The sequence below is a fragment of the Streptomyces sp. NPDC047072 genome, assembly GCF_040643855.1.
Lineage (GTDB): Bacteria > Actinomycetota > Actinomycetes > Streptomycetales > Streptomycetaceae > Streptomyces.
Genome location: NZ_JBEYVC010000052.1, coordinates 1 through 25,684, shown reverse-complemented (window position 1 = coordinate 25,684; position 25,684 = coordinate 1). Strand labels below are relative to the sequence as shown.

Annotated in this window: 26 protein-coding genes and 1 pseudogene; 20 read left to right on the top strand and 7 right to left on the bottom strand. The window is 69.0% G+C overall.

What is annotated here, in order from left to right:
- Positions 1 to 43 precede the first annotated feature (43 nt).
- A complete protein-coding gene (ftsH, locus tag ABZ896_RS22645; protein WP_360931850.1) occupies positions 44 to 1,978 on the top strand; it encodes an ATP-dependent zinc metalloprotease FtsH in 1,935 nt (644 codons plus the stop codon).
- Here the strand turns inward: ftsH and ABZ896_RS22640 are convergent.
- Positions 1,975 to 2,829, bottom strand: coding sequence for an SAM-dependent methyltransferase (locus ABZ896_RS22640; protein ID WP_360931847.1), 855 nt, complete (start codon positions 2,827 to 2,829; stop codon positions 1,975 to 1,977). The genes ftsH and ABZ896_RS22640 overlap by 4 nt on opposite strands.
- A 199-nt stretch (positions 2,830 to 3,028) precedes the next feature.
- Here ABZ896_RS22640 and proS point away from each other — a divergent pair, with 199 nt between their 5' ends.
- From proS to ABZ896_RS22565, 15 genes and pseudogenes are all read left to right on the top strand, one after another.
- Complete coding sequence (gene proS, locus ABZ896_RS22635; protein ID WP_360931844.1) at positions 3,029 to 4,444, top strand: proline--tRNA ligase; 1,416 nt, start codon at positions 3,029 to 3,031, stop codon at positions 4,442 to 4,444.
- 260 nt (positions 4,445 to 4,704) lie between these two features.
- Positions 4,705 to 5,301: a hypothetical protein gene (locus ABZ896_RS22630; protein WP_360931841.1), complete on the top strand. Its 597-nt coding sequence runs from the start codon at positions 4,705 to 4,707 to the stop codon at positions 5,299 to 5,301.
- 277 nt (positions 5,302 to 5,578) lie between these two features.
- Complete coding sequence (gene rpsP / locus ABZ896_RS22625; RefSeq protein ID WP_360931838.1) at positions 5,579 to 6,007, top strand: 30S ribosomal protein S16; 429 nt, start codon at positions 5,579 to 5,581, stop codon at positions 6,005 to 6,007.
- A gap of 2 nt (positions 6,008 to 6,009) precedes the next feature.
- Positions 6,010 to 6,249 carry an RNA-binding protein gene (locus ABZ896_RS22620; RefSeq protein WP_115744409.1) on the top strand — a complete coding sequence of 80 codons (240 nt, stop codon included), beginning with the start codon at positions 6,010 to 6,012 and terminating at the stop codon, positions 6,247 to 6,249.
- Between the two features lie 91 nt (positions 6,250 to 6,340).
- Positions 6,341 to 6,886 carry a ribosome maturation factor RimM gene (rimM, locus tag ABZ896_RS22615; protein ID WP_360931835.1) on the top strand — a complete coding sequence of 182 codons (546 nt, stop codon included), beginning with the start codon at positions 6,341 to 6,343 and terminating at the stop codon, positions 6,884 to 6,886.
- Positions 6,883 to 7,716: a tRNA (guanosine(37)-N1)-methyltransferase TrmD gene (gene trmD / locus ABZ896_RS22610; RefSeq protein ID WP_360931832.1), complete on the top strand. Its 834-nt coding sequence runs from the start codon at positions 6,883 to 6,885 to the stop codon at positions 7,714 to 7,716. Before rimM ends, trmD begins: the two co-directional genes overlap by 4 nt.
- Before the next feature lie 133 nt (positions 7,717 to 7,849).
- Positions 7,850 to 8,200 (top strand): 50S ribosomal protein L19, encoded by a 351-nt coding sequence (gene rplS / locus ABZ896_RS22605; RefSeq protein ID WP_356594058.1) that lies wholly within the window; start codon positions 7,850 to 7,852, stop codon positions 8,198 to 8,200.
- A 45-nt stretch (positions 8,201 to 8,245) separates the two neighbouring features.
- The gene (gene lepB, locus ABZ896_RS22600; RefSeq protein ID WP_360931829.1) at positions 8,246 to 8,941 is read left to right on the top strand and encodes a signal peptidase I; all 696 of its coding nucleotides are present in this window, start codon (positions 8,246 to 8,248) and stop codon (positions 8,939 to 8,941) included.
- Positions 8,934 to 10,028, top strand: a complete 1,095-nt coding sequence (gene lepB / locus ABZ896_RS22595; RefSeq protein ID WP_360931826.1) for a signal peptidase I — start codon at positions 8,934 to 8,936, stop codon at positions 10,026 to 10,028. The genes lepB (ABZ896_RS22600) and lepB (ABZ896_RS22595) overlap by 8 nt, the downstream gene beginning before the upstream one ends.
- A complete protein-coding gene (lepB, locus tag ABZ896_RS22590) occupies positions 9,916 to 10,887 on the top strand; it encodes a signal peptidase I (protein ID WP_360931823.1) in 972 nt (323 codons plus the stop codon). Before lepB (ABZ896_RS22595) ends, lepB (ABZ896_RS22590) begins: the two co-directional genes overlap by 113 nt.
- Before the next feature lie 93 nt (positions 10,888 to 10,980).
- A complete protein-coding gene (gene lepB, locus ABZ896_RS22585; protein ID WP_360931821.1) occupies positions 10,981 to 11,763 on the top strand; it encodes a signal peptidase I in 783 nt (260 codons plus the stop codon).
- Positions 11,753 to 12,283, top strand: coding sequence for an NUDIX hydrolase (locus tag ABZ896_RS22580; RefSeq protein ID WP_360931818.1), 531 nt, complete (start codon positions 11,753 to 11,755; stop codon positions 12,281 to 12,283). Before lepB (ABZ896_RS22585) ends, ABZ896_RS22580 begins: the two co-directional genes overlap by 11 nt.
- 56 nt (positions 12,284 to 12,339) lie before the next feature.
- Positions 12,340 to 12,648 carry a DUF2469 domain-containing protein gene (locus ABZ896_RS22575; RefSeq protein ID WP_005311352.1) on the top strand — a complete coding sequence of 103 codons (309 nt, stop codon included), beginning with the start codon at positions 12,340 to 12,342 and terminating at the stop codon, positions 12,646 to 12,648.
- Positions 12,649 to 12,767: 119 nt separating this feature from the next.
- On the top strand, positions 12,768 to 13,130 hold the full coding sequence (locus ABZ896_RS22570; protein ID WP_360931815.1) for a YraN family protein: 363 nt from the start codon (positions 12,768 to 12,770) through the stop codon (positions 13,128 to 13,130).
- Position 13,131: 1 nt separating this feature from the next.
- Positions 13,132 to 13,293 (top strand): annotated as a pseudogene (locus ABZ896_RS22565) (magnesium chelatase domain-containing protein); the annotation flags it as partial.
- Positions 13,294 to 13,405: 112 nt separating this feature from the next.
- Here the strand turns inward: ABZ896_RS22565 and ABZ896_RS22560 are convergent.
- From ABZ896_RS22560 to ABZ896_RS22545, 4 genes are read right to left on the bottom strand one after another with little or no spacing between them, the layout of a single operon-like run.
- Complete coding sequence (locus ABZ896_RS22560) at positions 13,406 to 13,828, bottom strand: hypothetical protein (RefSeq protein ID WP_360931812.1); 423 nt, start codon at positions 13,826 to 13,828, stop codon at positions 13,406 to 13,408.
- Positions 13,825 to 15,963 (bottom strand): integrase, encoded by a 2,139-nt coding sequence (locus tag ABZ896_RS22555; protein WP_360931809.1) that lies wholly within the window; start codon positions 15,961 to 15,963, stop codon positions 13,825 to 13,827. The genes ABZ896_RS22560 and ABZ896_RS22555 overlap by 4 nt, the downstream gene beginning before the upstream one ends.
- The gene (locus tag ABZ896_RS22550; protein WP_360931806.1) at positions 15,960 to 17,723 is read right to left on the bottom strand and encodes a hypothetical protein; all 1,764 of its coding nucleotides are present in this window, start codon (positions 17,721 to 17,723) and stop codon (positions 15,960 to 15,962) included. The genes ABZ896_RS22555 and ABZ896_RS22550 overlap by 4 nt, the downstream gene beginning before the upstream one ends.
- Positions 17,720 to 19,282, bottom strand: a complete 1,563-nt coding sequence (locus ABZ896_RS22545; RefSeq protein WP_360931803.1) for a site-specific integrase — start codon at positions 19,280 to 19,282, stop codon at positions 17,720 to 17,722. The genes ABZ896_RS22550 and ABZ896_RS22545 overlap by 4 nt, the downstream gene beginning before the upstream one ends.
- 49 nt (positions 19,283 to 19,331) lie before the next feature.
- Here ABZ896_RS22545 and ABZ896_RS22540 point away from each other — a divergent pair, with 49 nt between their 5' ends.
- The 3 genes from ABZ896_RS22540 to ABZ896_RS22530 all read left to right on the top strand — a co-directional run bounded on the left by ABZ896_RS22540 (position 19,332) and on the right by ABZ896_RS22530 (position 22,235).
- Positions 19,332 to 20,909 (top strand): hypothetical protein, encoded by a 1,578-nt coding sequence (locus ABZ896_RS22540; protein WP_360931800.1) that lies wholly within the window; start codon positions 19,332 to 19,334, stop codon positions 20,907 to 20,909.
- A gap of 310 nt (positions 20,910 to 21,219) precedes the next feature.
- On the top strand, positions 21,220 to 21,516 hold the full coding sequence (locus ABZ896_RS22535; protein ID WP_360931798.1) for a hypothetical protein: 297 nt from the start codon (positions 21,220 to 21,222) through the stop codon (positions 21,514 to 21,516).
- Positions 21,517 to 21,569: 53 nt separating this feature from the next.
- Complete coding sequence (locus ABZ896_RS22530) at positions 21,570 to 22,235, top strand: hypothetical protein (protein WP_360931795.1); 666 nt, start codon at positions 21,570 to 21,572, stop codon at positions 22,233 to 22,235.
- 258 nt (positions 22,236 to 22,493) lie between these two features.
- Here the strand turns inward: ABZ896_RS22530 and ABZ896_RS22525 are convergent, their stop codons facing one another.
- On the bottom strand, positions 22,494 to 24,560 hold the full coding sequence (locus ABZ896_RS22525; protein WP_360931792.1) for a hypothetical protein: 2,067 nt from the start codon (positions 24,558 to 24,560) through the stop codon (positions 22,494 to 22,496).
- A 63-nt stretch (positions 24,561 to 24,623) separates the two neighbouring features.
- Positions 24,624 to 24,929: an XRE family transcriptional regulator gene (locus ABZ896_RS22520; RefSeq protein WP_360931789.1), complete on the bottom strand. Its 306-nt coding sequence runs from the start codon at positions 24,927 to 24,929 to the stop codon at positions 24,624 to 24,626.
- 267 nt (positions 24,930 to 25,196) lie between these two features.
- On the opposite strand from ABZ896_RS22520, the gene ABZ896_RS22515 reads away from it, so the two are divergent.
- The gene (locus ABZ896_RS22515; RefSeq protein ID WP_360931786.1) at positions 25,197 to 25,628 is read left to right on the top strand and encodes a hypothetical protein; all 432 of its coding nucleotides are present in this window, start codon (positions 25,197 to 25,199) and stop codon (positions 25,626 to 25,628) included.
- Positions 25,629 to 25,684 lie beyond the last annotated feature (56 nt).

The following is a 25,684-nucleotide window of genomic DNA, read 5'->3' as shown; positions in this document are numbered from 1 at the left end:
CTCTGCGAGTGCCAGGGGTTGGTCCATGTCGTAACGTCCGGATATGACCAACCCCGCCCCGCCGCGCAAGTCTCCCGAGCAGCCCTGGCGTACCGAGGGCACCCCCGAGGAGCCGCCGAAGCCGCCGTCCGGTGGGCGGCGGCCGCGCGGCGGCTGGTGGAGCCTGATCGTCACCGCGCTGGTCGTCTACCTGATCGCCAACCTCGTGCTGTCCTTCTTCAACGAGGGCGACGAGCCGACGATCTCCTACACGGAGTTCAGCAAGCAGGTCGACGCCGGCAACGTCAGCAAGATCTACGCCAAGGGCGACGCCATCCAGGGCCAGCTCAAGAAGAAGCAGGACAACCCCGAGGGCGACGGCACCTACACCAAGTTCAACACCGAGCGGCCGACCTTCGCGGACGACCAGCTCTGGGAGGACCTGACCAAGCACAACGTCACGGTCACCGCGGAGCCGGTCGTCCAGCACCGCAGCTTCCTGGCCAACCTGCTGATCGCGCTGGCCCCCATGCTGCTCCTCGTCGTGCTGTGGATCTTCATCGCACGGCGGATGAGCGCGGGGCTCGGCGGCGCGGGCGGCATGCTCGGCCGCAAGGCGCCGCCCAAGCCGGTCGAGCTGGAGGCGGGCACCCGGCGCACCACCTTCGAGGACGTGGCCGGCATCGACGAGGTCGAGGGCGAGCTGAACGACGTCGTCGACTTCCTGAAGAACCCCGACGCGTATCGCCGGATGGGCGCAAAGATGCCCCGGGGCGTCCTCCTCGCGGGCCCGCCCGGCACCGGCAAGACGCTGCTCGCGCGGGCGGTCGCCGGTGAGGCGGGGGTGCCGTTCTTCTCGGCCTCCGCCTCCGAGTTCATCGAGATGATCGTCGGCGTCGGCGCCTCACGGGTGCGGGAACTGTTCGCCGAAGCCCGCAAGGTGGCTCCCTCGATCATCTTCATCGACGAGATCGACACCATCGGACGCGCGCGGGGCGGCGGTTCGGGGATGGGCGGTCACGACGAGCGCGAGCAGACCCTCAACCAGATCCTCACCGAGATGGACGGCTTCTCCGGCTCCGAGGGCGTGATCGTCATCGCGGCCACCAACCGCGCCGACGTCCTGGACCCGGCCCTGACCCGCCCCGGCCGCTTCGACCGGGTGGTCATGGTCTCGCCCCCGGACCGCGGCGGCCGCGAGGCCATCCTGGAGATCCACACCCGCGAGATCCCGCTCGCCGACGACGTGAACCTCGCCCAGGTCGCCCGTACGACCCCGGGCATGACCGGCGCGGAACTCGCCAACCTCGCCAACGAGGCCGCGCTGCTTGCGGTGAAGCGCAAGCAGGAACGCGTCACGCAGACCGACCTCTCGGAAGCCCTGGAGAAGGTCCAACTGGGCGCGGAACGGCCCCTGGTGATGCCCGAGGAGGAACGCAGGCGCACCGCCTACCACGAGAGCGGACACGCCCTCCTGGGCATGCTCCAGCCCGGCGCCGACCCCGTCCGCAAGATCACCATCGTCCCGCGCGGACGCGCGCTCGGCGTGACCCTGTCCACGCCGGACGCCGACAAGTACGCGTACACCGAGGAGTACCTGCGCGGCCGGATCATCGGCGCGCTCGGCGGCATGGCCGCGGAACAGGTCGTCTACGGCGTCATCACGACCGGTGCGGAGAACGACCTGGAGCAGGTCACGAACATCGCGCGCGGGATGGTCGCCCGGTGGGGGATGAGCGACCGGGTCGGACGGCTCTCCGCCCTCCCGAACGACGCCCAGCAGGCGTACGGCCTCGCCGCCGCGCCCCAGACCCTCGACGTGATCGACGGCGAGATGCGGCGGATCGTCGACGAGTGCTACGAGGAGGCCTGCCGCAAGCTCCGCGACCACCGGGGTCAACTGGACGCGCTCGCCGGGGCGTTGCTGGAGCGGGAGACGCTGGAGGAGGCGGACGCGTACCGGATCGCGGGGATCACACGGCTCGCCAAGGATTCCTAGGGAACCCTCGCGATCAGGTACCGGAACACGTTCGGCATCCACACCGTGCCGTCCTGGCGTCGGTACGGGTGGACCGCCTCCGCCAACTCCTTGTCCACCTGCGCCCGGTCGGTCGCCTCGATCGCCGCGTCGAACAGGCCCGTCGACAGCAGCCCCTTGAGGGCGCTCGCGAGATCGGCGTACCCGAAGGGGCAGGAGACCCGCCCCGAGCCGTCCGGCCGTAGGCCCGCCCGCTGGGCGACCTCCTCCAGGTCGTCCCGGAGCGCCGGGCGCCAACTGCCCGTGCTGCGCAGCGGATCCGCCAGCTTGGCGGCCACCCGCAGCACGGACGACGTGGTGCAGCGTTCCGGCGGACCCCAGCCGGCGAGCACCACGGGCGCTCCCCGCTCGGCGAGCGGTGTCGCCGAGGCGAGCAGTTCTTCGAGCCCCTCCGAGTCGCCCGCGAGACAGCCGATCGGCTCGAAGGCGGTCACCGCGGTGAACAGCGGTGCGTCCGGGGCCGCCGCGTCCCGGGGCGGCCCCGCGACGAGCCGGGTGCCGGCGCGCGCGTGCCACGTCCCCTCGGGCAGCAGCCGTTCCCGCGCGAGCGCGAGGCGCTCGGGTGAGCCGCCCTCGACGCCGGCGACGGCCGCGCCTCTGGAGGCGGCCATCAGCAGGGCGAGTCCGCTGCCGCAGCCGAGCCCCAACAGCCGTGTCGCGGGCCCCACTTCAAGTCGCTCGTAGACGGTCTCGTAGAGCGGGACCAGCATCCGCTCCTGGATCTCGGACCAGTCACGCGCGCGTGCACCGAGATCCGTGCGGGACGTCTCGTCCGCAGGAGTCCGGTGCTGCCGCACGAGCGTAGGTGTCATGAACAAACGCCCCAATCCGACGAGAGTTGCCGTTGTGCCCGATTGACCGGCCCCCGTGACGTGCGCTCGCACTTCCCCCGTATGCCAGGTAACTCCGCACCCGACCGCTCGTCCAGAGGCCGAAGGGCCCGGTTTACGGGTTCGCCGCGCGAGCGAAAAGAATTCACATCACGGCAACGTGCGCCCGTACCATCGCGCCATGGCAAAGGCACCCGTCCTCACGCCCCGCGCTGAGGACTTCCCCCGCTGGTACCAGGATCTGATCACCAAGGCGGAGCTGGCCGACAACGGCCCGGTGCGCGGCACCATGGTCATCCGACCGTACGGGTACGGGCTGTGGGAGCGGATGCAGGCCGAGATGGGTGCCCGCATCAAGGAGACGGGCACCCAGAACGCGTACTTCCCGCTGCTGATCCCCCAGTCGTACCTCACCCGCGAGGCGGACCATGTGGAGGGCTTCGCGCCCGAACTCGCGGTGGTCACCCACGGCGGCGGCAAGGAGCTGGAGGAGCCCGCGGTCGTCCGCCCCACCTCCGAGATGATCATCAACGACTACTTCTCCAAGTGGGTGCAGAGCTACCGCGACCTGCCGCTGCTGATCAACCAGTGGGCCAATGTGGTGCGTTGGGAACTGCGGCCCCGGCTCTTCCTCCGTACGACCGAGTTCCTGTGGCAGGAGGGCCACACCGCGCACGCCACCTTTGAGGACGCGCGCGACTTCGCCTCGCACATCCACCGCGAGGTCTACGAGGACTTCATGACGAACGTCCTCGCCATGGACGTCGTCCCCGGCCGCAAGACCGTCAAGGAGCGGTTCGCCGGAGCGATCAACACCCTCACGCTCGAAGGGATGATGGGCGACGGCAAGGCCCTCCAGATGGCCACCAGCCATGAGTTGGGCCAGAACTTCGCCAAGGCCTTCAACACCACGTACCTGTCGAAGGACGGCACCCAGGAACTCGTCTGGCAGACCTCCTGGGGCTCCACCACGCGCATGATCGGCGCGCTGGTGATGATGCACGGCGACGACAACGGTCTGCGGGTCCCGCCCCGGCTCGCGCAGACCCAGGTCGTCGTTCTCGCCATCAAGGGGGACGAGGCGGTTCTGGCCAAGGTCCGCGAGATCGGCGACCGGCTGAAGGCGGCGGGCCTGCGCGTCCACGTCGACGACCGCACCGACACCCCCTTCGGCCGCCGCGCGGTCGACTGGGAGCTCAAGGGCGTGCCGGTCCGCGTCGAGGTCGGGCCCCGTGACCTGGAGAACGGCACCGCGATGGTGGCCCGCCGGATCCCGGGCGGCAAGGAAGCGGTCGCGCTCGACGATCTCGTACGACTGCTGCCGGCCGTTCTCGAAGAGGACCAGGCGCTGCTGCTGGCCCAGTCCCGGGAGCGCCGCGAGTCCCGGACGACCGACGTGTCGACGTTCGACGAGGCCGTGGAGGCGGCCGTCGGCGGCGGCTGGGCGCGGATCCCGTGGGCGGTGCTCGGCGAGGAGGGCGAGGCCAGGCTGGCCGAGCACGGGGCGACCGTACGGTGTCTGGTCGCGGAGGACGGGGCGGTGCCGGGAACCGATGACGCCCCCGGTAACGTCGCAGTGGTAGCGCGCGCTTACTGAGACAGCGGCCTCCGGCGCGAGAGCGACCGAAACGCCCCTTGCGCACCCGCGGATCACAACCGCCCCGGCGCGTGGACGCGATCTACGCGCTGGGGCGTACCTCACACTACGCACCGGCTTGGTACGAGCTGTGAGGCTTCTCCGCAGATCAGCGCACCCGCCCTCGTCTCCACGCATCAGCGGCAACTGACGGGTACGTGCAAATTATTTGGGATGGCCCGGAATAGGAACACAGCGGCACTCTGGCTCGTTGTCATTACGTGAGCACGACACAGACACCACCTGTTCTCGCCGCAGAGCTGGCAGAGGCGTGGGCCGACATTCAGCGGTACCACCCCGAGCTGCCCGACCTTGCCGCGCCAGAGTCACTGATCGGGGAGTCGTCGTCCGCCTGCGGTCACGAGCTCTCCTTCGAGCGACTGCTTCACGAGGCAGTCCACGGCATCGCCGCCGCCCGAGGCATCCGCGACACCTCCCGCGCCGGCCGCTACCACAACCGCAGATTCCTCGCGATCGCCGAGGAGCTGGGCCTGGACCACCCCGAGGAGCCGCACCCCAGCAGCGGCTTCTCGCTGGTCACGCTCACCCCCGACGCGAAGCGCCGCTACCGCCCGACCATCGAGCGGCTCCAGCGCGCCCTCAAGGCCCACACCGCGGCCACCTCCGCCGACACCGCCCGCTCCTTCCGCGGACCGGCGGCCCGGCACGGCTCCTCCGGGGGCGGCGTCCGGGTCAAGGCGGTCTGCGACTGCGGTCGCAACGTGCGTGTGGTGCCCTCCGTCCTGGCCCAGGCCCCGATCGTCTGCGGCGGGTGCGGCAAGCCGTTCCGGATCCCCGAGGTCGTGGGAGCCGCGTAACAGCGGAGCGCGCAGGACCGGCAACTCGTGGCTGCCGGTACAGCCGCCGTCCGTGTGACGGCGCCCGGGACCCCGGGCGCCGTTCCGGCATGCCCCGGCGCGGGGCCGGCCGTCCGACGCGGCCCGCCGGGTGTGGCACAATGGCTAGCTGTACTCGACAGCCGCACAGGAACCCTCTCGCCTCCGGCTGACGCGTCCATCGGGCACTCGGGTACCGCAACCCCACGCGGCAATCTCGCCGTGCCCAACCACGTCAAATCCAGGAGAACCCACTCCCGTGGCAGTCAAGATCAAGCTGAAGCGTCTGGGCAAGATCCGTTCGCCTCACTACCGCATCGTCGTCGCCGACTCCCGCACCCGCCGTGACGGCCGTGCGATCGAGGAGATCGGCAAGTACCACCCGACCTACCACCCGTCGGTCATCGAGGTGGACGCCGACCGCGTCGCGTACTGGCTGGGTGTCGGCGCGCAGCCGACCGAGCCCGTCCTCGCCATCCTGAAGAAGACCGGCGACTGGCAGAAGTTCAAGGGCGAGCCCGCCCCGGCTCCGCTGCTCGTGGCCGAGCCCAAGAAGGCGCGCCCCTCGTTCGAGGCCCTGGGCGGCGACGACGAGGGCAAGGGTGAGGCCATCACCCAGAAGAAGAAGGCGGAGAAGAAGGACGAGGCCGCCGCTGAGTCTTCTTCGTCTGAGTCGGCCGAGGCCTGAGCATGCTCGAGGAGGCTCTCGAGCACCTCGTGAAGGGCATCGTCGACAACCCCGACGACGTGCAGGTCGCCTCGCGCAACCTGCGCCGTGGGCAGGTGCTGGAGGTCCGGGTGCACCCCGACGACCTCGGCAAGGTGATCGGCCGCAACGGCCGCACCGCGCGTGCCCTGCGCACCGTCGTGGGTGCCATCGGCGGCCGCGGAGTCCGGGTCGACCTCGTCGACGTGGACCACGTCCGCTGACGCAACGCAACACCGGCTCGGGCCGGGGAGGGCCATCGGGCCGTCCCCGGCCCGTAGTCGTACCTACTTGTCGTCCAGGAGATCAAGCACAGTGCAGCTGGTAGTCGCGCGCATCGGCCGCGCCCATGGCATCAAGGGCGAGGTCACCGTCGAGGTCCGTACCGACGAGCCGGAACTCCGGCTCGCGCCCGGCGCCGTCCTGGCGACCGACCCCGCCTCGACCGGCCCGCTCACCATCGAGACCGGCCGCGTCCACAGCGGCCGCCTCCTCCTGCGCTTCGCGGGCGTCACCGACCGCACCGGCGCCGAGGCGCTGCGCAACACCCTCCTCATCGCCGACGTCGACCCCGACGAGCTGCCCGAGGAGGAGGACGAGTACTACGACCACCAGCTCATGGACCTGGACGTGGTGACCGTCGACGGGGTGGAGGTCGGCCGGATCACCGAGATCTCGCATCTGCCCTCGCAGGACCTGTTCATCGTGGAGCGGCCCGACGGCAGCGAGGTGATGATCCCGTTCGTCGAGGCGATCGTCACGGAGATCGACCTGGAGGAGCAGAGGGCGGTCATCGCGCCGCCGCCCGGGCTGATCGACGATCAGGCCGAGGTCGCCTCGTCGAAGGAAGACGGCGCATGAGGCTCGACGTCGTCACGATCTTCCCCGAGTACCTCGACCCCCTGAACGTCTCCCTCGTCGGCAAGGCACGCGCGCGTGGGCAGCTCGACGTCCATGTGCACGACCTGCGGGAGTGGACCTACGACCGCCACAACACCGTCGACGACACCCCCTACGGCGGCGGCCCGGGCATGGTCATGAAGACCGGCCCCTGGGGCGACGCCCTGGACGCGGCGCTGGCCGACGGCTACGAGACGGGCTCCCATGGGCCCGTCCTGATCGTCCCCACCCCGAGCGGCCGCCCCTTCACCCAGGAACTCGCCGTAGAGCTCTCCGAGCGCCCCTGGCTGGTCTTCACGCCCGCGCGCTACGAGGGCATCGACCGCCGGGTGATCGACGAGTACGCGACCCGGATGCCGGTCTACGAGGTGTCCATCGGCGACTACGTCCTGGCCGGCGGCGAGGCGGCCGTCCTGGTGATCACGGAAGCCGTGGCGCGGCTGCTGCCCGGGGTCCTCGGCAACGCCGAGTCGCACCGGGACGACTCCTTCGCGCCCGGCGCCATGGCGAACCTCCTGGAGGGGCCCGTCTACACCAAGCCGCCCGCCTGGCGCGGCCGGGAGATCCCGGAGACGCTGCTCAGCGGCCATCACGGCAAGATCGCCCGCTGGCGGCGCGACGAGGCGCTCAAGCGGACCACGGCCAACCGGCCCGACCTGATCGAGCGCTGCGAGCCCAAGGCCTTCGACAAGAAGGACCGCGAGATGCTCTCGATCCTGGGCTGGGCGCCCGACCCGGCGGGGGAGCCGTACGGTCGATTTTGGCGTCGGGTCGACGACGTGGAAGAATAGGTCGCTGTTGTGCGTCGTCCGGCGTGCGCCCCTGCCACAGGGGGACACGACGCCCGTCCCGACACGGACAGCATCCTCCGATACACCTAGCTCCCGCCTATGACCTGTGGCATGGGTGAAGAAAGCAGACGAAATGTCTCACCTGCTCGACTCCGTCGACTCCGCGTCGCTGCGCAGCGACATCCCGGCCTTCCGCCCGGGTGACACCGTCAACGTCCATGTGCGCGTCATCGAGGGCAACCGCTCCCGTGTGCAGCAGTTCAAGGGCGTCGTCATCCGCCGTCAGGGCTCCGGTGTCCGCGAGACCTTCACGGTCCGCAAGGTCTCCTTCTCGGTCGGCGTCGAGCGCACCTTCCCGGTGCACACCCCGATCGTCGAGAAGATCGAGCTCGTCACCCGCGGTGACGTGCGTCGCGCGAAGCTGTACTACCTGCGCGAGCTCCGTGGCAAGGCCGCGAAGATCAAGGAGAAGCGCGACAACTGAGCGCTCTTCGGACGTCACAGCGGCGCCGGATAGCATCTGGCACCGATGGACACCGAAGCACAGCAGACGGAGCGCGACCGGTCCTCCACGCCCCTCGGTTCGGGGCGGGAGGGGCGGTCGCGTTCCGCGTTGGTGGCGCGGATCACCGAACAGGTGCCCGGCGGGCGGATCACCCTCGGCCTGCTGGCCTGCCTGGTGTTTTTCCTCCTGCTCAGCACGTTCGTGGTCAAACCTTTCCAGATTCCCAGCGGATCCATGGAAAACGGATTGAGGATCGGGGACCGGGTTCTCGTAAATAAGTTGGCGTACCGTTTCGGTGCCCGGCCACAGCGGGGAGATGTCGTCGTGTTCGACGGAACCGGCTCTTTCGGGGACGCGGACTACATCAAACGCGTTGTGGGTGTGGGGGGAGACCACGTGGTCTGCTGCGACAAGGAGGGGAGGATCCAGGTGAACGGCCGCTCGGTCGACGAGTCGGGCTTCCTGTACCCGGGCGACGGCCCGTCCTCGGTGCCCTTCGACGTCGAGGTGCCCGACGGCACCCTGTTCGTCCTCGGTGACCACCGCAGCGTCTCCAGCGACTCCCGCGACCATCTGGGCTCCCCGGGCGGCGGCATGGTCCCCGTCGACGAGGTCATCGGGCGGGCCGACTGGATCGTATGGCCGTACGCCCATCTGACCCGTCTGCACCGTCCCGCGGCCTACGCGCGCGTGCCCGCGGCGGGGGGCGCGCATGGGTAACCGCGGCAAGCCCCGCGGCGTGGACGGCGGCGCCGCCGCCCCGTTGCTGCCCACCGGCGTCCGGCGCGCCGCCAGCCCCTCCGGCGGCCGTTCGCGCGCGGAGCGGCGCAAGCTCCAGCGCAAGGTCAAGCGGCGCAGAAGGCGCGGCGCGGTCAAGGAGATACCGCTCCTCGTCGGCGTGGCGGTCCTGATAGCACTGGTCCTGAAGACCTTCCTGGTCCAGGCGTTCGTGATCCCGTCGGGCTCCATGGAGCAGACGATCCGGATCGGCGACCGGGTCCTGGTCGACAAGTTCACCCCGTGGTTCGGCTCCAAGCCGCAGCGCGGGGACGTCGTGGTGTTCAAGGACCCCGGCGGCTGGCTCCAGGACGAGCAGGGCACCACGACCAAGAACGACCCCATCGTCGTCAAGCAGGTCAAGGAAGGGCTCACCTTCATCGGCCTGTTGCCCTCCGACAACGAGAAGGACCTCATCAAGCGGGTCGTCGGCGTCGGCGGCGACCGCGTCAAGTGCTGCGACACACAGGGCCGGGTGACCGTCAACGGCGTTCCGCTGCAGGAGACCGACTACCTGTATCCCGGGAACGCCCCCTCCACCCAGCAGTTCGACATCACCGTCCCGCAGGGCCGGCTGTGGGTGATGGGCGACCACCGGGCCAACTCCGCGGACTCCCGCTCGCACCAGAACACCGACTACGGCGGCACGGTCTCCGAGGACTCCGTGGTGGGCCGAGCCATGGTCATCGCTTGGCCTTTCGGTCACTGGACCTCGCTGAAAGAACCGAAAACTTACTCTTCCGTTGCCGACTCTGTGTCCGGGGCGACCGCAGCCTCCCAGGCGTCGCTTAGGGTTGCTCCCGACGATCCGAACGGATCGATCCAACTCCCGAGCCCTGCGGAACTCCCGCTCGTTATGGGAGTGGTGGGCCTGCGTCGTACCTGGGGCAGGCGGCGGCACAGAGTAAGGAGTTGGCGTGGGGGATGTGGCGGTTGGCGCACGATCCGGGCACGACGGCGAGGAGCACCGCGGACGCCCCGTGGATGCAGCCGACCCGGCCGCGGACAGCGCCGTGACCTCCGGGAATGACTCCGGGGCGACCGAGGACGGGACGGCGGAACAGGGCGCGGGAGGTGGCTCCGGCGACTCGACCCCGCGGCCGAAGAAGCCGCGCTCCTTCTGGAAGGAGCTGCCCATCCTGATCGGCATCGCGCTGGTGCTGGCGCTGCTGATCAAGACCTTCCTGGTACAGGCCTTCTCGATCCCGTCCGACTCGATGCAGAACACCCTCCAGCAGGGCGACCGGGTTCTCGTCGACAAGCTCACCCCGTGGTTCGGCTCCGAGCCGGAGCGCGGCGAGGTCGTCGTCTTCCACGACCCCGACAACTGGCTGGCGGGCGAGCCGACGGCGGACCCGAACGCCGTACAGACGTTCCTCTCCTGGATCGGCCTGATGCCGTCCGCAGAGGAGAAGGACCTCATCAAGCGCGTCATCGGCGTCGGCGGCGACACGGTCTCCTGCGAGGGCACCGGCCCGCTGAAGGTCAACGGCCACGCGCTGGACGAGACGTCGTACGTCTACGCGGGCAACACCCCGTGCAGCCAGGACGACCAGGGCGGCCAGTTCACGGTGAAGGTGCCCAAGGGCTACATCTGGGTGATGGGCGACCACCGCCAGAACTCCCGGGACTCCCGCTACAACCAGACGGACAGGCACCACGGCATGGTCCCGGTGAAGGACGTCGTGGGCCGTGCCATCGTCAAGGCCTGGCCGATCGACCGCTGGGGCACGCTGCCGAAGCCGGACACCTTCGACCAGGCCGGCATCAACACCCAGTCCTCGGCGTCCGCGGCCCTGACGGTCGCCCCGCAGGGGCTGGCGCTGGCCGGGGTGGTGCCGGTGGCGCTGTGGCGCCGTAGGAAGTCCACGATCGAGCGGACCCGCTGAAACACCGCCTGGTGAAAGCTTTGCGGAGCTTGCGGCTCCGGGCGGCCGGGAAGGGCTGACCCCGTCCGGTACCGCCGGGTAGGGTGCGGACCCATGGGTGGCGAGAGCGCAACACGTACGGCCCCGCAGAGCGGCGGCACCAGCACGGGCCCGGTGGGCAGCCGGACCGGACAGCGACTGTCTGGTCTGGCCGTCGCACTGGGCATCGTGCTGTTTCTCGGCGGATTCGCCTGGGGAGCGGTGCTCTACCGGCCCTACACCGTGCCCACCAGCTCCATGTCGCCCACCATCGCCGCGGGCGACCGGGTGCTCGCCCAGCGCGTCGACGGCGACGAGGTGCGCCGGGGTGACGTCGTTGTCTTCAAGGACAAGAGCTGGGTGACCAACGCCGACGTGGTCAAGCGGGTCGTGGCGGTCGGCGGGGACACGGTCTCCTGCTGCACGGACGGCAAGCTGACCGTCAACGGCAAGCAGATCGAGGAGCCGTACCTGCCCAAAGGCAGCGCGGCGGAGGTGACGGGTTTCGGGACGGTCAAGGTCCCTGAGGGACGGCTCTTCCTGCTGGGCGACGAGCGTCAGGGTTCCCTGGACTCTTCCGCCCACCTCACCGACGCCGCCCAGGGCACGGTGGCGCGTACCGCCGTGCAGGCCCGGGTGGACTCCGTGGTGTGGCCCTGGAAGGGCATGCTGGGGCGCCCGACCGGCTTCGAGGCACTCGGCGCGCTCTCCTCGCCGGGACCGCTGAACACGATCCTCGCGGTGATCGTCGTGGGCGGGGTGCTGGTTCTCGGCGGTGGGGCGTACGGGCCGATCGAGGGCCTGGTGAAGCGGTCGCGGCGCTCGCGGGGGCGGGTGGAGGCTGTTCGTGCCGGGTGAGACCGGGGCTGTGGAGGGGGCGGCCGACGCGTTCGAGGGCGGGTTGCGGAAGGTCGCCCGGGTCGTGCTGCTCGATCCCGAGGACCGGATTCTGCTGCTGCACGGTCATGAGCCGGACGATCCGGCCGACGACTGGTGGTTCACGCCCGGCGGCGGACTGGAGGGCGACGAGACTCGTGAAGAGGCCGCTCTCCGGGAACTCGCCGAGGAGACCGGTATCACCGAGGTCGAACTGGGCCCGGTGCTCTGGCGGCGGATGTGCTCCTTCCCCTTCGCGGGCCGTCGCTGGGACCAGGACGAGTGGTACTACCTGGCCCGGACGACCCGGACGGCCACGCGGGCACTGGGCCTGACCGACCTGGAACGGCGCAGTGTCGCCGGAGCGCGCTGGTGGACGTGTCAGGAACTGACCCGGGCACATGAGACGGTGTATCCGACCAGACTCGCCGAGCTGCTGCGCAGGCTGCTCGACGAAGGTCCCCCGGCCGGACCCGTGACCCTCGACACCGAAATCGTCTAGGGGCTGACGGGACTGGCGCACAATGGTGGGATCGCACGGCTGAAGGGGAACATGCCATGAGCGCCGAGGACCTCGAGAAGTACGAGACCGAGATGGAGCTGAAGCTCTACCGGGAGTACCGCGATGTCGTCGGGCTGTTCAAATACGTGATCGAGACCGAGCGGCGCTTCTACCTCACCAACGACTACGAGATGCAGGTGCACTCGGTCCAGGGTGAGGTGTTCTTCGAGGTGTCGATGGCGGATGCGTGGGTGTGGGACATGTATCGGCCGGCTCGCTTCGTGAAGCAGGTCCGAGTGTTGACGTTCAAGGACGTGAACATCGAGGAGCTGAACAAGAGTGATCTGGAATTGCCGGGCAGCTGACCGGTGGTGTTGTTGTGGCCCGTGTGGGTGACGGGGTTTTCCACAACCGGTGAGTAGTCCACCAAGATCAACTCGGTGGGCGGGATTGCGTGATCGTCGGTGCCGGAGGTGGTGCCGACATGAACGCACGCAGTGCACTCGGCAAGTACGGCGAGAGTCTGGCCGCGAGGCGGCTGACCGAGGCCGGGATGACGGTCCTGGAGCGCAACTGGCGCTGTGGCAGGACCGGTGAGATCGACATCGTGGCGCGGGACGGGGACGTCCTGGTCGTCTGCGAGGTCAAGACGCGGCGGGCGGGGCCCTTCGAGCACCCCATGGCCGCGGTGACGCCCGAGAAGGCGGAGCGGCTGCGGGGGCTCGCGGCGCACTGGATCCACGCGCACGGGGGTGCGCCACCGGGTGGCGTCCGCATCGACCTGGTCGGCGTCCTGCTGCCGCAGCGCGGGGCGCCGGTCGTCGAGCACGCGCGAGGGGTGGCCTGAGATGGGGTTCGCGCGGACGTGCTCGGTGGCGCTGGTGGGCGTCGAGGGCGTGGTGGTCGAGGTCCAGGCGGATCTGGAGCCGGGGGTGGCGGCGTTCACGCTGGTGGGGTTGCCGGACAAGAGTTTGACGGAGAGCAAGGACCGGGTTCGGGCGGCGGTCGTCTTCCCTGTCAAGTCAGCGTGTCGGGACTGTCCAAGGGCCCGGAGGGCCCGTCTGTTGGCTTGTGGCAGGGGAGCCGGAGGCTCCCCTGCCAGGAGATCTGTAAGGCGCGCTGTCACTCGCCCAGGTGGGCTGATCGCTTGCTGCGGAACTGGACGACGTTCGGTGCGGGCTGGGCGAGTGCCTCGCGGAGCTGCTGGTTTTCCAGCGTCAGTTGGTTGACGGCACGAACGAGCGCGGGGACGTCGGAACGAAGCTGATCAAGTTCTTCGTTCTTGTTGGCGATCGTCTTCTTGAGCTTCACGATCTTCTCGCGAAGTCTTGCTTCAACGTCTGGGGTTGCCCCGCGCTCTTTGACACGGTCGTAGAACTCATTCTTCAGATCGAGATGCCGCTGGGTCAGGGCATTCCTCGGGACGCCGGCTTCCTGAGCGAGGGCGACGATTGTGAGAGCCCCGGTGGAGGCCGTAGGAGCCCCGGTCAGGATGCGATCCATCGCCGCGCGGATCCGATCACGTTCGTCAAGGGCGGGACTCACGCGGCAGCCTCCTGGCGGGTGATCCGAGTTTGGTCGTGGGCGTCGGCGTCAGCGCGGTCCTGAGCGGCTTTGGCCCGGAGGCGGGCGCTGACGGGCTCCGGTGTGTGGACGGCACGCTTGTCGCGGATGTCGGCACGGATGCGGAGTTCGGCTGCGTGGGCATCGGTGCGGACGATGTTTCCGCACCCGCGGACGCAACCGTCCAAGCTGGGAGTGTCCTTGATGCCGTCGCGCTGGCAGAGTGCCCGATCGCGTTTGAAGCGGCAGATCAAGAGAGCTTGAGGGTTGTCATAGAGCACGGCTCCGTCACGCGCTAGGTATTTGCGGGCGTAGTCGGCCTTCACCTCTTGTCCCTCGAAGAGCGGAGTGTGAAGGGCTGCGTGCAGCGCCTGCCTGGCCGCGGGCCCGGAGACGCCACCGCCGGAGTCGAACGATTCACGGAGTTCAGCGGCTGTCTCGGCGGTAGCCAGGACCGTTTCCATGTCGACCAGGTTGTGGATGCCGTTGCGGCTGCGGGAGCCGTATTGTCCGGAAACCTCGGTGTTCAGTGCGGTGCGCATGTGGCCGTACTGGATGGCGAGAGCGACAAGTCCGCCTGGGCGGCGTGCGATGTGCCAGGCCAGGGATCTGCGGAATCGTGAGGTGCCGATCTTGCCGTGCGGATCTGGAGGAATCACCTCGTGGGGGAGCCCTTGAGCGGCGGCCTCTGTGTTCACCCAGCTGACGAAGTCCTCGATCCGCTTCCGCATCGCACTGAGCTTCAGAGACCCGGTGCCTGCGCGAGAGGCCCGAATGTCGTGGGTGCGCTGGTCGAAGAGAAGGCTGCCGACAGGCACTATCCGTTCCAGCACACGAATCGCGTTGACGACGGGCGTGATGGCCACCCAGGGCACGTCTCGTTCGATGCCGGCCGACAGGTGATTGCCGTCGTCGTCGGTGGCGGACTTGTATTCGTAGCTGCGGATCAGGTGGCGCCCGATCTTGCCCTCTTCGTCAGGCTCCGGGTCGGGGCAGCAGCCGGACCGCATGCCGAGCGACTCTTCTGGACGCATACCTGTCAAAAAGGCGCAGACGATGAACGCGGCGGTGCCTAGATGCCTCATGAGGGTGGGGGTCTCGTTGAAGTCGAGCGCTTCCCGCCAGGGTGCTCCCGCGATCAGCCCGGTCACTGGAACGTCCAGAGGGCAAGGCCCGGGGCGTTCAGCTGCTGCCTGTGTCAGACGATGGCGCTCGTTCAACCTGTCGACTTGACCTGCTGAGGCGCCCGTCAGCCCCATCACGTAGGTCCGCGCGAAGGCGGGCTTCCCCTGCGTGCTGGACGCGGGAACGGGAGCCTGACCCGTGATCGCCGCGGCAAGGTAGTCGTCCAGGACAGCCTTGCCCGAAGCCGTCGCGGTGTATCTGCATTGCTCGGCAATGTCGCTGATGCGCTTGGTCTCGGCCCACGCGGCGAGGATGTCGTCGGCCAGATCGTCGATCATGCGCATGGCCCAGACCAACAGCGGGCCCATCGTCTGCTCGGCCAGGGGCTCTCTGCTGTTCTCGCCGGCGGCAGACGACTCTTGGGGCAGATAGTCGTCCGCGCCGAGCTCGTCCCATGGCGGGCGTCCGATCCCTGTCGGCCTGGCGCTGAGCTGGTCGAATGCCCACAACCGCGTCAGGCTGCCCAGGATCTTCTGAACGTGGTCTCGGCTGCTTCCGCTGTCCCGCACGTGCAGGCCGTACTCGTGCAGGATGCCGCTGTCGCAGTCGGCGAGGGTGTGGATGCCGCGGGTCTCCAGCCATGTTCCGAGGGCCATCCAGAAGCCCAGCGTGTCGCTCGTACTTTCTCCGGAGAGGCGGGCCCTCAGGCGGCTGGAGCGTTCCTTGAGGAAGGTGGGCCGCAGCTGCCCGTTGATCATCGTCCAGGCCGCCAGGCGTATTTCCTCCCGGAGGGAAGCCGGGCAATTTTTCCAGTAGATCGAGTACCTCCGTGTGCTGGGGTTTTCGATCAAGGGGGCGAGGGGCCAGACCTGGTCCGCGTAGCGGGCATTCAGGTGCGCATGCTGGGCGACGACCCGGTGGGCCGGGACGACAGCGGTGGTGGGGTTGGGCAGAGGCAGGCGGTAGGGGTCCAGTTCCAGGGCCGTGCTCATGCGTCGAGATCTCCGGTCAGCAGGAGGTGGATCAGTTCGCGGTCGGTGCTGGTGACCCGTGCCAGGGCCCGCTGCCAGCCGCCGGGGCCGATCTTCTTCTTGAGGTCTGTGAGGCGTGCGTGAGGATCGCTCCAGTCCCTCTCCCAGCGTGGTGGCGGCAGCACTGAGCGCACGTTCGTCAGGGCCTCGTGCAGGTGGGCGAGGCGGGGGTGATGGTCGGCGTGAACGCGTGCGTTCGTGCAGGCCAGACACATCAGGAACGAGGCGCCGCAGCCCCCGTCGGGGGAGGGATAGGGACCGTTGTCGAAGTCCGAGCAGTCCGCGGTCGCGGTCTCGACATCATCAGGGTCCCGGGTGTCCCGCATCTCGGCGACCAGCACCGTTTCGCGAGCGCGCAGGGCCGCGGCCTCGGCGGCGGCCGCGATGACGGGGACAGCCGCATCCTGGACCTGCTTGTCGGGCAGGACGTAGTCCCGGTCGTGGGATTCCTGTGAGTGCTGGGTCGGCTCACGACGGTTGACCGCGACCGCCGTCCTGCGTCCCCGCCGGAACGGGGAACCGCGGAACCCTGCCGACTTCGCCCAGTCGTAGCCGTTTCTCGAGTTGAGGGTGAAGGCGAACGGGCCGACGTGGGGGTGATAGTCCTTGTCCGTCGTCTCCTGGTCCATGGTGTCGCGCCCGCGCCTGCCGACCCGGAAGACGATGAGGAGGTCGGTGCCAGGAGCCATGTCCTCGACGATCGCCCGGGCGAAACGGGTGGCCTGCAGTGCCTGGGTGATCAGGCGTCCCGGAGAGTCAGCACCGTGATCGGTGACGTTCTCAGTCGCGTACCAACTCCCGCCACCACGGCGACGCTTCTCGATAGGGATGCGGTAGGTCGGACGGCCGTCCAGACCGGGGTCCGGAGTAGCCTTCGGGACGACGGCCCGGTTGATCACGGACAGGTTCCATCCGTACTCGGCCAGCAGCAGAACTGCCAGCGCGGTTGCCTCGGCTCGCGAGAGGAACAGTCTCTGCCACGTCAGTTCCGTGGCCTGGCCGCCCAGCGCGCGGCGGTACTTCTTGACCAGGTCGGCCTTCCCCGTGGGGCCGACGAGGTAGGGAAGCTCGCCGGTGCCGGCCAGGATGTCCAGTGCCTCCCCGATGATCCAGTCCCGACTGCCCTCCTCGAACTCTCCTGCCCTCCAGCGGTCCAAGTGCAGAGCGTTCTCCTCGATCCGCAGCAAAGCAGCCCGGAACATCCGCCGTGCTGCCGCTACGATCCGGTCGAACTCCTTCGTGCCGTAGGACTGGGTCGTGCTCTTGGAGGCCGAGATGCGCCGGGCCAAGGCATCAGCCACGGTCCCGGACTGAAGTCGCGCGTCCTCCCGCAGCAGTCCGCAGACACTCCGAAAGGTGGAGCGGCCGCCGGCCGTCTTGCCCTTGTCCTCCCACCAACGGTCGATCAGGGGGCCGGTCAACTCGTCGACATCACGAGGAGGCTGGTGCTGTTCGGACAGGTACTTCGTGAACGTCTTCAGGTAGTTCCACGGCTGCTTCGAAGACCCGTGAGAGGTCCAGCGATTGGGTGTGCAGCGGGCTGCGAACAGCACCGCGAGAGAACGTTGCAGCGGCTCCGCGACCGGCAGTGCGGCGAAGTCGTAGTCCTTGACGCGGCCCGCCTTGTTGTAGTGATGAACGACCAGTCCGTCGGGCCCCAACGGCTCGGGACGCGAGTGGTCTGCGGGAGGCAACGAGGCTTTGCGCCCACGGCCGCTCATGCGGCGCCACCGGCAGGGGGTTCCATACGGGCGTCGATGTCCTGGATTCCCTCCGCATTCCGGGCGACCCGGGCAAACACGCGGTCCAGGTCGGGCATCGGAGCATCGATCGGTGCATCAGCTGTGGCGAGCATCGACTCCAGCTGCAAGTTCGCGACCGGCGAGAGGTAGTGCTTGACGGTGGTCTTCCGGTTGGCGTGGCCAAGCAGATTCTGGACCAGAAACCACGGGTCACCGTAGAGAAGCCGGAAGTCCCGACGCTCTTCAGGCGTGAGCCCGTACTTCCGGTCCATCAGATCGTTCAGGACCACCAGCATGAACAAGGCGAAGGAATGCCGGGCGGCATGCACCGTCGCGTAGGGGGCGTAGACCTTGTGCGGGTCCATGCCCAGGTGCCGCGGCGGGGTCAGTACCTGTTCGCAGCGCTGATTCGCCGTGCGGAACACCCCGTCCCACGAGTGCGGCTGGAACGGCAGGCCCTGCTCGTTGAGCCACAGCCACAACGGCTCCGGCCCGTGCGGCCCCTCCTCGAACAGCAGCGTCCGCTCCTGCCAGGTCAGCTTGTTGAGCTCGCGCTCGCCGATGACGCCGTTCTGGTCGCACCAGCGGACCTTCGGCTTCAGGCCTCGGGTGACCTCAGTGACCAGCCACATCTCTGGCAGACGGTCGTAGCGGCCGGCTATCTGGGCCTGTCGAACCGCCCAAGCCCGCGAGGACTCCCTGTAGGTCTCCGTGTCGCCGACCGCGCCGGCCGAGACGTAGTACGTCCGGGCCGATTTCGATCGGGTCACCTGCGCGGCGACCTTCCCGTGGTAGTACCGCCCGCCGTCCAGCCGCAGTTCGGGCACTTCGAAGGTCAGCAGCGACCCCGCCTCCAGCCGCCGCAGACCTGACGACCTCACCGTCCGTACGAACGCGACGTTGCGGTCCTCAAGCCGCCCCACCCAGCCCGGCTGCGGAACCCCGTCCCGGGTGTGACCACGAAGGCCCACGTCGGTCCACAAATCCCAGGTGCGTGGCGTCAACCAGTGCACATTGCTCGGCCGGGAGTCCACGGCCTTCTGCTCAGCGACCGTCCGGACCTCGCCGTTTGTGCCCACCACCTCCCTCATGAGCACCGGGTTTCGAGTCAGGTAGCCCGCCTTCTTGGCCCACCCGTACAGACTCGTGAATGCCGCGAGCTCGCGATTCCACTTGGAGCCCCCGATCTGCCTTGGGTTCGCTGCCGCATTGCACCGCCAGTCTTCGTAATCCTCCAGATCTTTCGGCGTCGCCTCGATCCATGACTTTCCGCGGTTCGACAGAGAGGTCAAGAGCAAGGCGATATCCGTCGTGTAGTTCCGCTTCGTTTCTGCCGTGTATTTACGGAAGACGCGGGACTGCCCGTAAAGGCTCAGAACCGGATCCACCCAGTGATCAGGCGAGAGGAAGATCGGATCCCCGGCCCGTACACCCACCTCGTCCTCCCGCGAGGAGAGGTCGCCCCACCCCTCAAGCACCCCCTTCCGTACGCCGACTCGTTCCGCGTCTCGTGGCACCCAGAACACTCGCCAATCCATCCGTACGCACCCCTTCTGACCAGCTTCAACAAGCTCATTCAATAGGGAAGTGGTCGCCTACGCCGTGGCCTTCACGACCCAAGCCCATGAGCGCGACCGCCACCGCACCCCCTTCCACGTCGTCCACTCTCTCGGCGACGGGCTCGAGCAGACCATGAAGCCGTTCGCCGTCACCGGGGACGCCTCGAACATCGAGTACGGGCTCGAAGCACTCCTCAAGCACCAGCTGCTCCCGATGTTCCTCGGGTACCGCCTCGACGAAGAACCCGACGACCCCCGACGCCGGTACGGAGCCCAGCCCGACGACGACCGTCCCGCCCCAAGCCGGACCGAAGCCCACCTCAGCCACGGCATCGACCGCGCGAACCAGGTCGCTGTCATCCTGGGCACGATCCCCTTCACTCCGCCCGGCGTCCCCGTCTGGGACGGCGCAGCAGTATCCGGAGCCGATGCCCAGGGCCTGGGCAGCACCGCGCCCGCGAGCGATCTGTGCCGGGCGGTCCGGGACGAGGCCCGCCAGCAGGCGGCCGGGGCCCTCTACGACCTCGACGGGTCCGCGGCGGCGGTCGACGCCGACCAGGCGTGGGCCCGTAACGGCTGGTGGATTCCCTCGGACCACGCTCCCCACGCGGTGCGCCAGGCGCAGCAGTTCCTCTCCTCGAAGACACGGGTGCAAGTGCTGTGGTTCGGGCCCGACGGACAGCTCCCCGAACCCGTGCAGATCTGCGTCGACGCCACCGGCGTCCACCAGCACAGCACCGGCCCCCGGGATCTGCCGTGGCTGAGCGTATGGGACGGGCACTCCGTGTTCGGGCTGACGCTGACCGACATCGCGCTGGTCCGCCAGGCCGAACCCGGAGACGACCTCACCCAGGTCTGGCCCTCCCCCAGCTCCCCCGACTCCACGGACGAGGTCCCTGCCAAGGGGACGAGCCCCGGCACGGCGGAGGGGGCGCTCCCCACGCTCGGTGAACTGTCGCTGCTGACCAACCAGTTCCTTCATCTGGCAGGACACCGGCTCGGCAAGGGCTGGAAGAGCGTCGACGAGAAGGCCTACGCCGCCCACCAGCGCCTTGAGAAGGCCCTGGAGGCCGAGTACACCGGATTCGCGGCCACGAGGGTCAAGGTGTGGATCAACCTGTTCGACACCGCGCACCCCTGCCCGAGCGGACCGGCCCAGGCCCTGCCCGCGTACGCCCTGACCGGCAAGCCCTTCGAGGTGGAATTCGACGTCCACGCTCATGACCCGTCCTGCGGCTGCGGCCAGGAGTACGGCTTCGGCGAGTTCTCCGACCGCGTCTGCCAGCTCCTCATCGTCCTGTGCCTGTACGGCGGTCTGATCGAGGCCCATCCCATGATCGAGACCGCCACCGCGACGGGTGATCCCACCGAGCACGAGGCCGTACTGCGCGACATCACCTGGGAGGTCGACGGACCCGACGGCTACGGCTTCCGGGAGGTCCAGCGCCGGGTCATCCGGGACGTCACCGACCCGGAATCGAAGCGGAACACCGACACCAACCCGGCCTACATCCCGCCCTACATGGCCGCGGACGGCTGGTACCTGCCCGAAGACGGAACCTCGATGATGTTCCACGGCCGCCGGCACGAAGACGGCACTGCCTGACCGCAATCGGCCGCCACGCGCTGACGTCCCACGATCGGAACCTTGCCGTGGGCGTCAGCGGGTGGCCGCGATCCGCTGCGTCGATCTTCCCTCGAGCCCGGCCATCCGGCAGACGATCAGGCGCGTCTTCTCGTCTCCGCACACACCCTCGCGGTGCCGGGATTCTTCGGCGCACACGGTTGCCCCGGTACCCAGGGCATCATCGTCCGCGGAATCGTTGTCACCGCAGGCTGGGTGTGGCTCGCGCCGCAGTGGACATGGCTATGGGTACCGACCGCGAAGCGACGCTTCACACAGAAATGGAGCCCTCATGGCAGCGTTCGGCATGGAGCCGGCGGAAGTGCGGATCCCGCGCGCGGCGCTTGACGCGATGGCCGCGGCGCTCAGCGTGCAGACGGTCGCCATGCGCACCTGGCCCGACGGCATCGACTGGTTCTACCCCCTGGGAACGTGGGACGAACCGCACATAGAGGTGGCCCTGATGCCTGGTGGCGACGAGGTGTGGATGCGCATGTCAACCGACCGCAGGAGCACAGTCATATGGACCATCGAACAGTGGCTCGACTTTGCGGGGCAGCTTCCGGGTGCGACGCCTCCCAGCTCGTAGGCTTTCCCGGCGTACGGCGCAGAGGGCGTCTGTGGCGGCCCTAGAATCCGGGCATGACTGCCGAGACCGCCCACGTCATCAACCCGTCGGCCGAGGAGGGGTGGCGGCTGGTCGGCCATTACCTGCACCGGCTGTCACATGACCTCCCCGAGCAGTGGAGAGTGCGCGACCATGAGGCGTCGCAGTGCCGTGAGCGAGTGTGGTCGCTGCCCACCGAGAACGGCACCGACGCACAGGTGGCGTTGTGGCTGCGGTTGTCCGACACCGAGGTGTCCTGTGACGATCCCAGGTGCGCGGCGCGCGAGATGTACTTGACGAGTGACGGCAGTGGCCGTGTGCCGGCGTCCGGCCCGCTGCCCGCGTTCGCCCGGAGGAACGGCTTCGGCTACTTCGAGTACCGGACGCATCCGCACCACGACGGGTGGGCCTGCGACGTCGACCCGCTGTCGGTGCAGTGGATGTCGACGGCGCTGGCCTTGTACGGCGGGTGGATGCGGATCAACTGGTTCGACATGGGCGGTGCGGACTCGATGGGGGCCGGGCACTCGCTGTGGGAGGTCTCCGCGCACCAGGTCCGTGAGGTCAGCCGCTGGTCGGCCGTCGCCGGGCCCGACGGCGTCCGTGACGAGGGGCCGACCAACCCGGGCGCCGCACCGGTCCTCCCGCTTCCGCCCGAAGTCGAGGCCAAGCGCAAGGCGGCCGCGGAAGCCCGCCGCTGACGCCCGCATTCTGGCTCTTCCGCATCAGGATCGTGCTGGAGACGCTCCGTGGGTGGACGCGCGCTCCCGTGAGGGCGGGAACGTGGAGGGCCGAACCGGGCGCGGTCTCATAGCCGCGCACGGGAAATGTCCGCGGTGCTGGCCGCGGTGGAGGTCCTCGCGGAACGCCCCGTGGTGACTCTCACGAACATGCCTTGGACACTTTCGCGCCGTCGTGCAGCTGGGCCCCCTGGCATCTACAGGGGCATGGAGCAGGGCTCAGCGTTCCTGGGCGGGCTGGGGCATGTACAGGTGGGGACGGCCTGAGCTCCAGTCGACGTTGACGATCGGGCAGTAGGCGCCCAGGTGCCACACGGGGTTCGTGGCGCTGGACCGGCTGGTGGCATCGAGGTCGAGGATGCGGAGCACGTCCGGGCGGCCCTGGCCGTCTGTCCGAAGGATGTCGAGTACGGGCCGTCGTGCCAGAACGGCCCAGCCTGGCGCGGCGACCTTCCGGCCCCAGCCGGTAGTGATGTTGAGGGTAAGGGCTGCGGGCCCGGGTTCGGCCGTGGTGTGGGTGAAGCCGGTCTCGTAGTACTCCTCCATGGTGCAGAAGGAGACGGCGAAGGCGAGGGGAGGATCGGGCAGAAGGTGGTCGTAGGGGCCCGGTCCGGCCGGTTCGCTGTCGGGATCGGGGAAGGTGTTGCGCTGGGCGATGACGTCGAGGGCAACGTCCTTGAGGTCCTCGTACGGAGTGTGTTTCCGGAGCAGGTCGCGGCGCATGTAAAGGCGGGCGACGGCGGCGAGTCCGTCGCAGATGTCCTGTCGGACGGCAGCCAGTTGGGTGGGATCGAGTCCGTCGGGTGGTTCGTCGTCGCGAGTGTGCAGGCGTAGGTGGTCGGCCAAGCGGTGTGGATCGAGCAGCGTCTGGTAGCCGCCGTCGGCGGGCGGCGGCCCGATCTCTGCGGCGACTGCGGCGGCGTGGGCCGGGGCGAGGAGCAGGGCCAGGACGGCGCGCATGGCGGTCGTGTGCCGGTGTGGGAACGTGGTCGGGCCGGGGCCGCAGTCGGCGAGGCCTGCGAGGTAGGCGCGGGCGGCCGGGGTCAGGCAGACGGCGTGGGCGGCGAGGAAGCCGGCGAAGAGCGGGTCGTCGACGGCGGCGCTGTTGGCGGGTTCCGTGGCGGTGGGACAGGGAGCTTCGAGATCGTGGAGGAGCACGGCCGCGGCGCTGGCGGGGGCGCCGTCGGGAAGGCTGTGCGGCTGGGAGACCCACAGGCCGCCGACTAGGCTGGGGGCGAGGAGGTCGTCCTCCCACCGGCTGATGACCGAGTTGAGCACGTGGCCCAGGCCGAGATGCCATACCGGGACCACAGCGGGGGCGGGGGCGGACGGGTCCACGGGGATCAGCAGGCGCCCACCGCGGCGGGCGCCTCCCGGGGATTGCCGCAGACGCTGCACGTGCTGGTGGGCGTGCCACTGGGCGAAGGCGAGCCCGGAGGTGTTGCCGGCCTCATACGTGGCCGTTGAGGCGTCCAGGGCGTCCCAGGTCACGTTCCAGTGGACGGGGCCGAACACGGACAGATTCGGTGAGGCGTCGGTGTCGTCCGTGGGGGCTGGATTCTCCTGTGCGGTGACGACGACCGGGGCAGTGGCGCCGGGAAGGATCTCCACGGCGCGCCAGTACCCCGGTCCGGTTTCCTGCCATGTCAGCGGGGGAGCCTGCGGCAGTCCTGCCACCTCGGCGAAGACGGAGCTCAGATAGGCCAGGCGCCCGACCAAGGCGGCACGCATGGCGGTCCATGCCGCCCTTCCCCAGGTGGAGGGCGGGTCGTTCCTGAGGGCTTCGAGTTCATGTTCCGCCGCGGTCTGCAGGGCCGCGTCCCGTGCGGCGTCTTGCACGGCGTGTGCGGGCGGTTCGGTGTCCGGTCCGGCGGCGTGCGCCTCCACGGCGTCGGTCAAGACCTCCAGCAGCCATCCGTCGGGGACCAGGGCGAGGGTGGCGCCGCGCAGGGTCTCGCCGTCCATGTCCTGCGCATACTGGCCCAGTTGCTGTAGTACCGACCGGGCCGGCGGGGCGAGGACCTCGACGTCGGTGAGGGGATGTAGCCGTGCGTGCCACATCCAGATCCGGGCGAGTTCGAGCCAGTCGGGCAGGTGGGGTTCCTCGGCAACGAGGTCCAGGGCCATGGATAGCGCGGTGCCAGCCGGGCCGTCGGTGGGCTGTGGGGGCTGTGGCAGTCCGGCGAACCGGAGCAGTCCGGCGGCCAGATCACCGGTCGTGCAGCCGAATGCGGCGGCGGCACGGTGACGGCGCTCCTGCGCGGGGACGGGGGCGGGGGCGGTCATGTGCTCTGTTGATCCTCTTCGGCGGTGGAAGCTGAGGGGCAAACGATGAGGGGGAATCGTCTGTCAGCCAGCCGGGGACTCCTCCAGCGGCCACAGCATGGTCTGCAGTGTCTCTTCGAGACTGGCGACGGTGAGCAGATCGGGCCAGACGCGTCCGTGCAGGACGTTAGCGATGCACTGCCGGTTGACCTCGCTGGCCCGGCCAAGAGCCTTGGCGCTGATCTCGCCGTACGTCATGGCCTCCTTCAGGGTCCGGGCCACGTGCTGGGCGACACGAGCAGGTCGGTACTCCTCCAGCTCGGCGTAGGGCCATTCGCCCGAAGTCACGTACTCCTTCGGCGACTTGGTGCGCTGTGTCCCGCCCGGCATCGGCCCAGTATCGCACCGGGACCCGGGCGCGTCCGCCGACCGCGGCAGATCCGGACAAACTGAGCGTCTTTGACCGCACGAAGTGACCGGCTGGGCACGGACGTGAGTGAACGTGACCGTCCTTGGACTACGGCTGCTCGTCGCGGGCGAGGCTGTCCACCACGGCGGCCCGGGTCCCCTCACTGTGCCCCGTGGTGCCTAGCGCGAAAGGTTGTTCGGGCGCGCTCGGGTCGCCGCCTGGTTTGTGGCCGGCAAGGAGCGGCGCGTGTGACGACTCGCGGGGGCCGCCGGCGCGCGGCAGGCGTACGCGGGGCGGAGTACCGCCGGTACGCAGCCGCCGTCACGGAGATCGCGCAGAGCGTCCTGAAACACTGGGAGCAGGGCACCCGGCTTGGGGGCGACGAGTACAGGGCGCTCCACTCGAAGCTGTACGCGACGACGGACGCACTCGCGGCGGACGTGCATCCGTACATCATCGCCAGTACCAACAAGATGATCCCGGCCATCCAGCAACTGCTGTCCAGCGTCGCCCGGGAAGCCCGTCCTACCGGGCAGGAGCACGATGCGCTGATCGACGCCTTCGAAGAGCGGCTTCGGGAATTCGACCGGCAGCGGCGGGATCTGCCTGGTCGGCAGTGGGCAACTGCGCCTTCCCGACCAGGGGTCAACGCCTTGATCGCCCTGGCCGGCCGGTACTGACGTCCATCCTGCGCTCGGCAGCACCTGAGCGGTCTCGTGCCTCCGGGGTCCTGCCC

What these genes read in the sequence shown, in the direction of transcription:
- ABZ896_RS22570 (WP_360931815.1), top strand. Translation starts at nt 12,768, where the DNA reads ATGAACGCACGCAGTGCACTCGGCAAGTACGGCGAGAGTCTGGCCGCG.
- proS (WP_360931844.1), top strand. Translation starts at nt 3,029, where the DNA reads ATGGCAAAGGCACCCGTCCTCACGCCCCGCGCTGAGGACTTCCCCCGC.
- ABZ896_RS22640 (WP_360931847.1), bottom strand. Translation starts at nt 2,829, where the DNA reads ATGACACCTACGCTCGTGCGGCAGCACCGGACTCCTGCGGACGAGACG.
- ABZ896_RS22525 (WP_360931792.1), bottom strand. Translation starts at nt 24,560, where the DNA reads ATGACCGCCCCCGCCCCCGTCCCCGCGCAGGAGCGCCGTCACCGTGCC.
- lepB (WP_360931821.1), top strand. Translation starts at nt 10,981, where the DNA reads ATGGGTGGCGAGAGCGCAACACGTACGGCCCCGCAGAGCGGCGGCACC.
- ABZ896_RS22620 (WP_115744409.1), top strand. Translation starts at nt 6,010, where the DNA reads ATGCTCGAGGAGGCTCTCGAGCACCTCGTGAAGGGCATCGTCGACAAC.
- ABZ896_RS22575 (WP_005311352.1), top strand. Translation starts at nt 12,340, where the DNA reads ATGAGCGCCGAGGACCTCGAGAAGTACGAGACCGAGATGGAGCTGAAG.
- ABZ896_RS22520 (WP_360931789.1), bottom strand. Translation starts at nt 24,929, where the DNA reads ATGCCGGGCGGGACACAGCGCACCAAGTCGCCGAAGGAGTACGTGACT.
- ABZ896_RS22550 (WP_360931806.1), bottom strand. Translation starts at nt 17,723, where the DNA reads ATGAGCGGCCGTGGGCGCAAAGCCTCGTTGCCTCCCGCAGACCACTCG.
- ABZ896_RS22555 (WP_360931809.1), bottom strand. Translation starts at nt 15,963, where the DNA reads ATGAGCACGGCCCTGGAACTGGACCCCTACCGCCTGCCTCTGCCCAAC.
- lepB (WP_360931829.1), top strand. Translation starts at nt 8,246, where the DNA reads ATGGACACCGAAGCACAGCAGACGGAGCGCGACCGGTCCTCCACGCCC.
- ABZ896_RS22535 (WP_360931798.1), top strand. Translation starts at nt 21,220, where the DNA reads ATGGCAGCGTTCGGCATGGAGCCGGCGGAAGTGCGGATCCCGCGCGCG.
- ABZ896_RS22530 (WP_360931795.1), top strand. Translation starts at nt 21,570, where the DNA reads ATGACTGCCGAGACCGCCCACGTCATCAACCCGTCGGCCGAGGAGGGG.
- rplS (WP_356594058.1), top strand. Translation starts at nt 7,850, where the DNA reads ATGTCTCACCTGCTCGACTCCGTCGACTCCGCGTCGCTGCGCAGCGAC.
- ftsH (WP_360931850.1), top strand. Translation starts at nt 44, where the DNA reads ATGACCAACCCCGCCCCGCCGCGCAAGTCTCCCGAGCAGCCCTGGCGT.
- trmD (WP_360931832.1), top strand. Translation starts at nt 6,883, where the DNA reads ATGAGGCTCGACGTCGTCACGATCTTCCCCGAGTACCTCGACCCCCTG.
- lepB (WP_360931826.1), top strand. Translation starts at nt 8,934, where the DNA reads ATGGGTAACCGCGGCAAGCCCCGCGGCGTGGACGGCGGCGCCGCCGCC.
- ABZ896_RS22545 (WP_360931803.1), bottom strand. Translation starts at nt 19,282, where the DNA reads ATGGATTGGCGAGTGTTCTGGGTGCCACGAGACGCGGAACGAGTCGGC.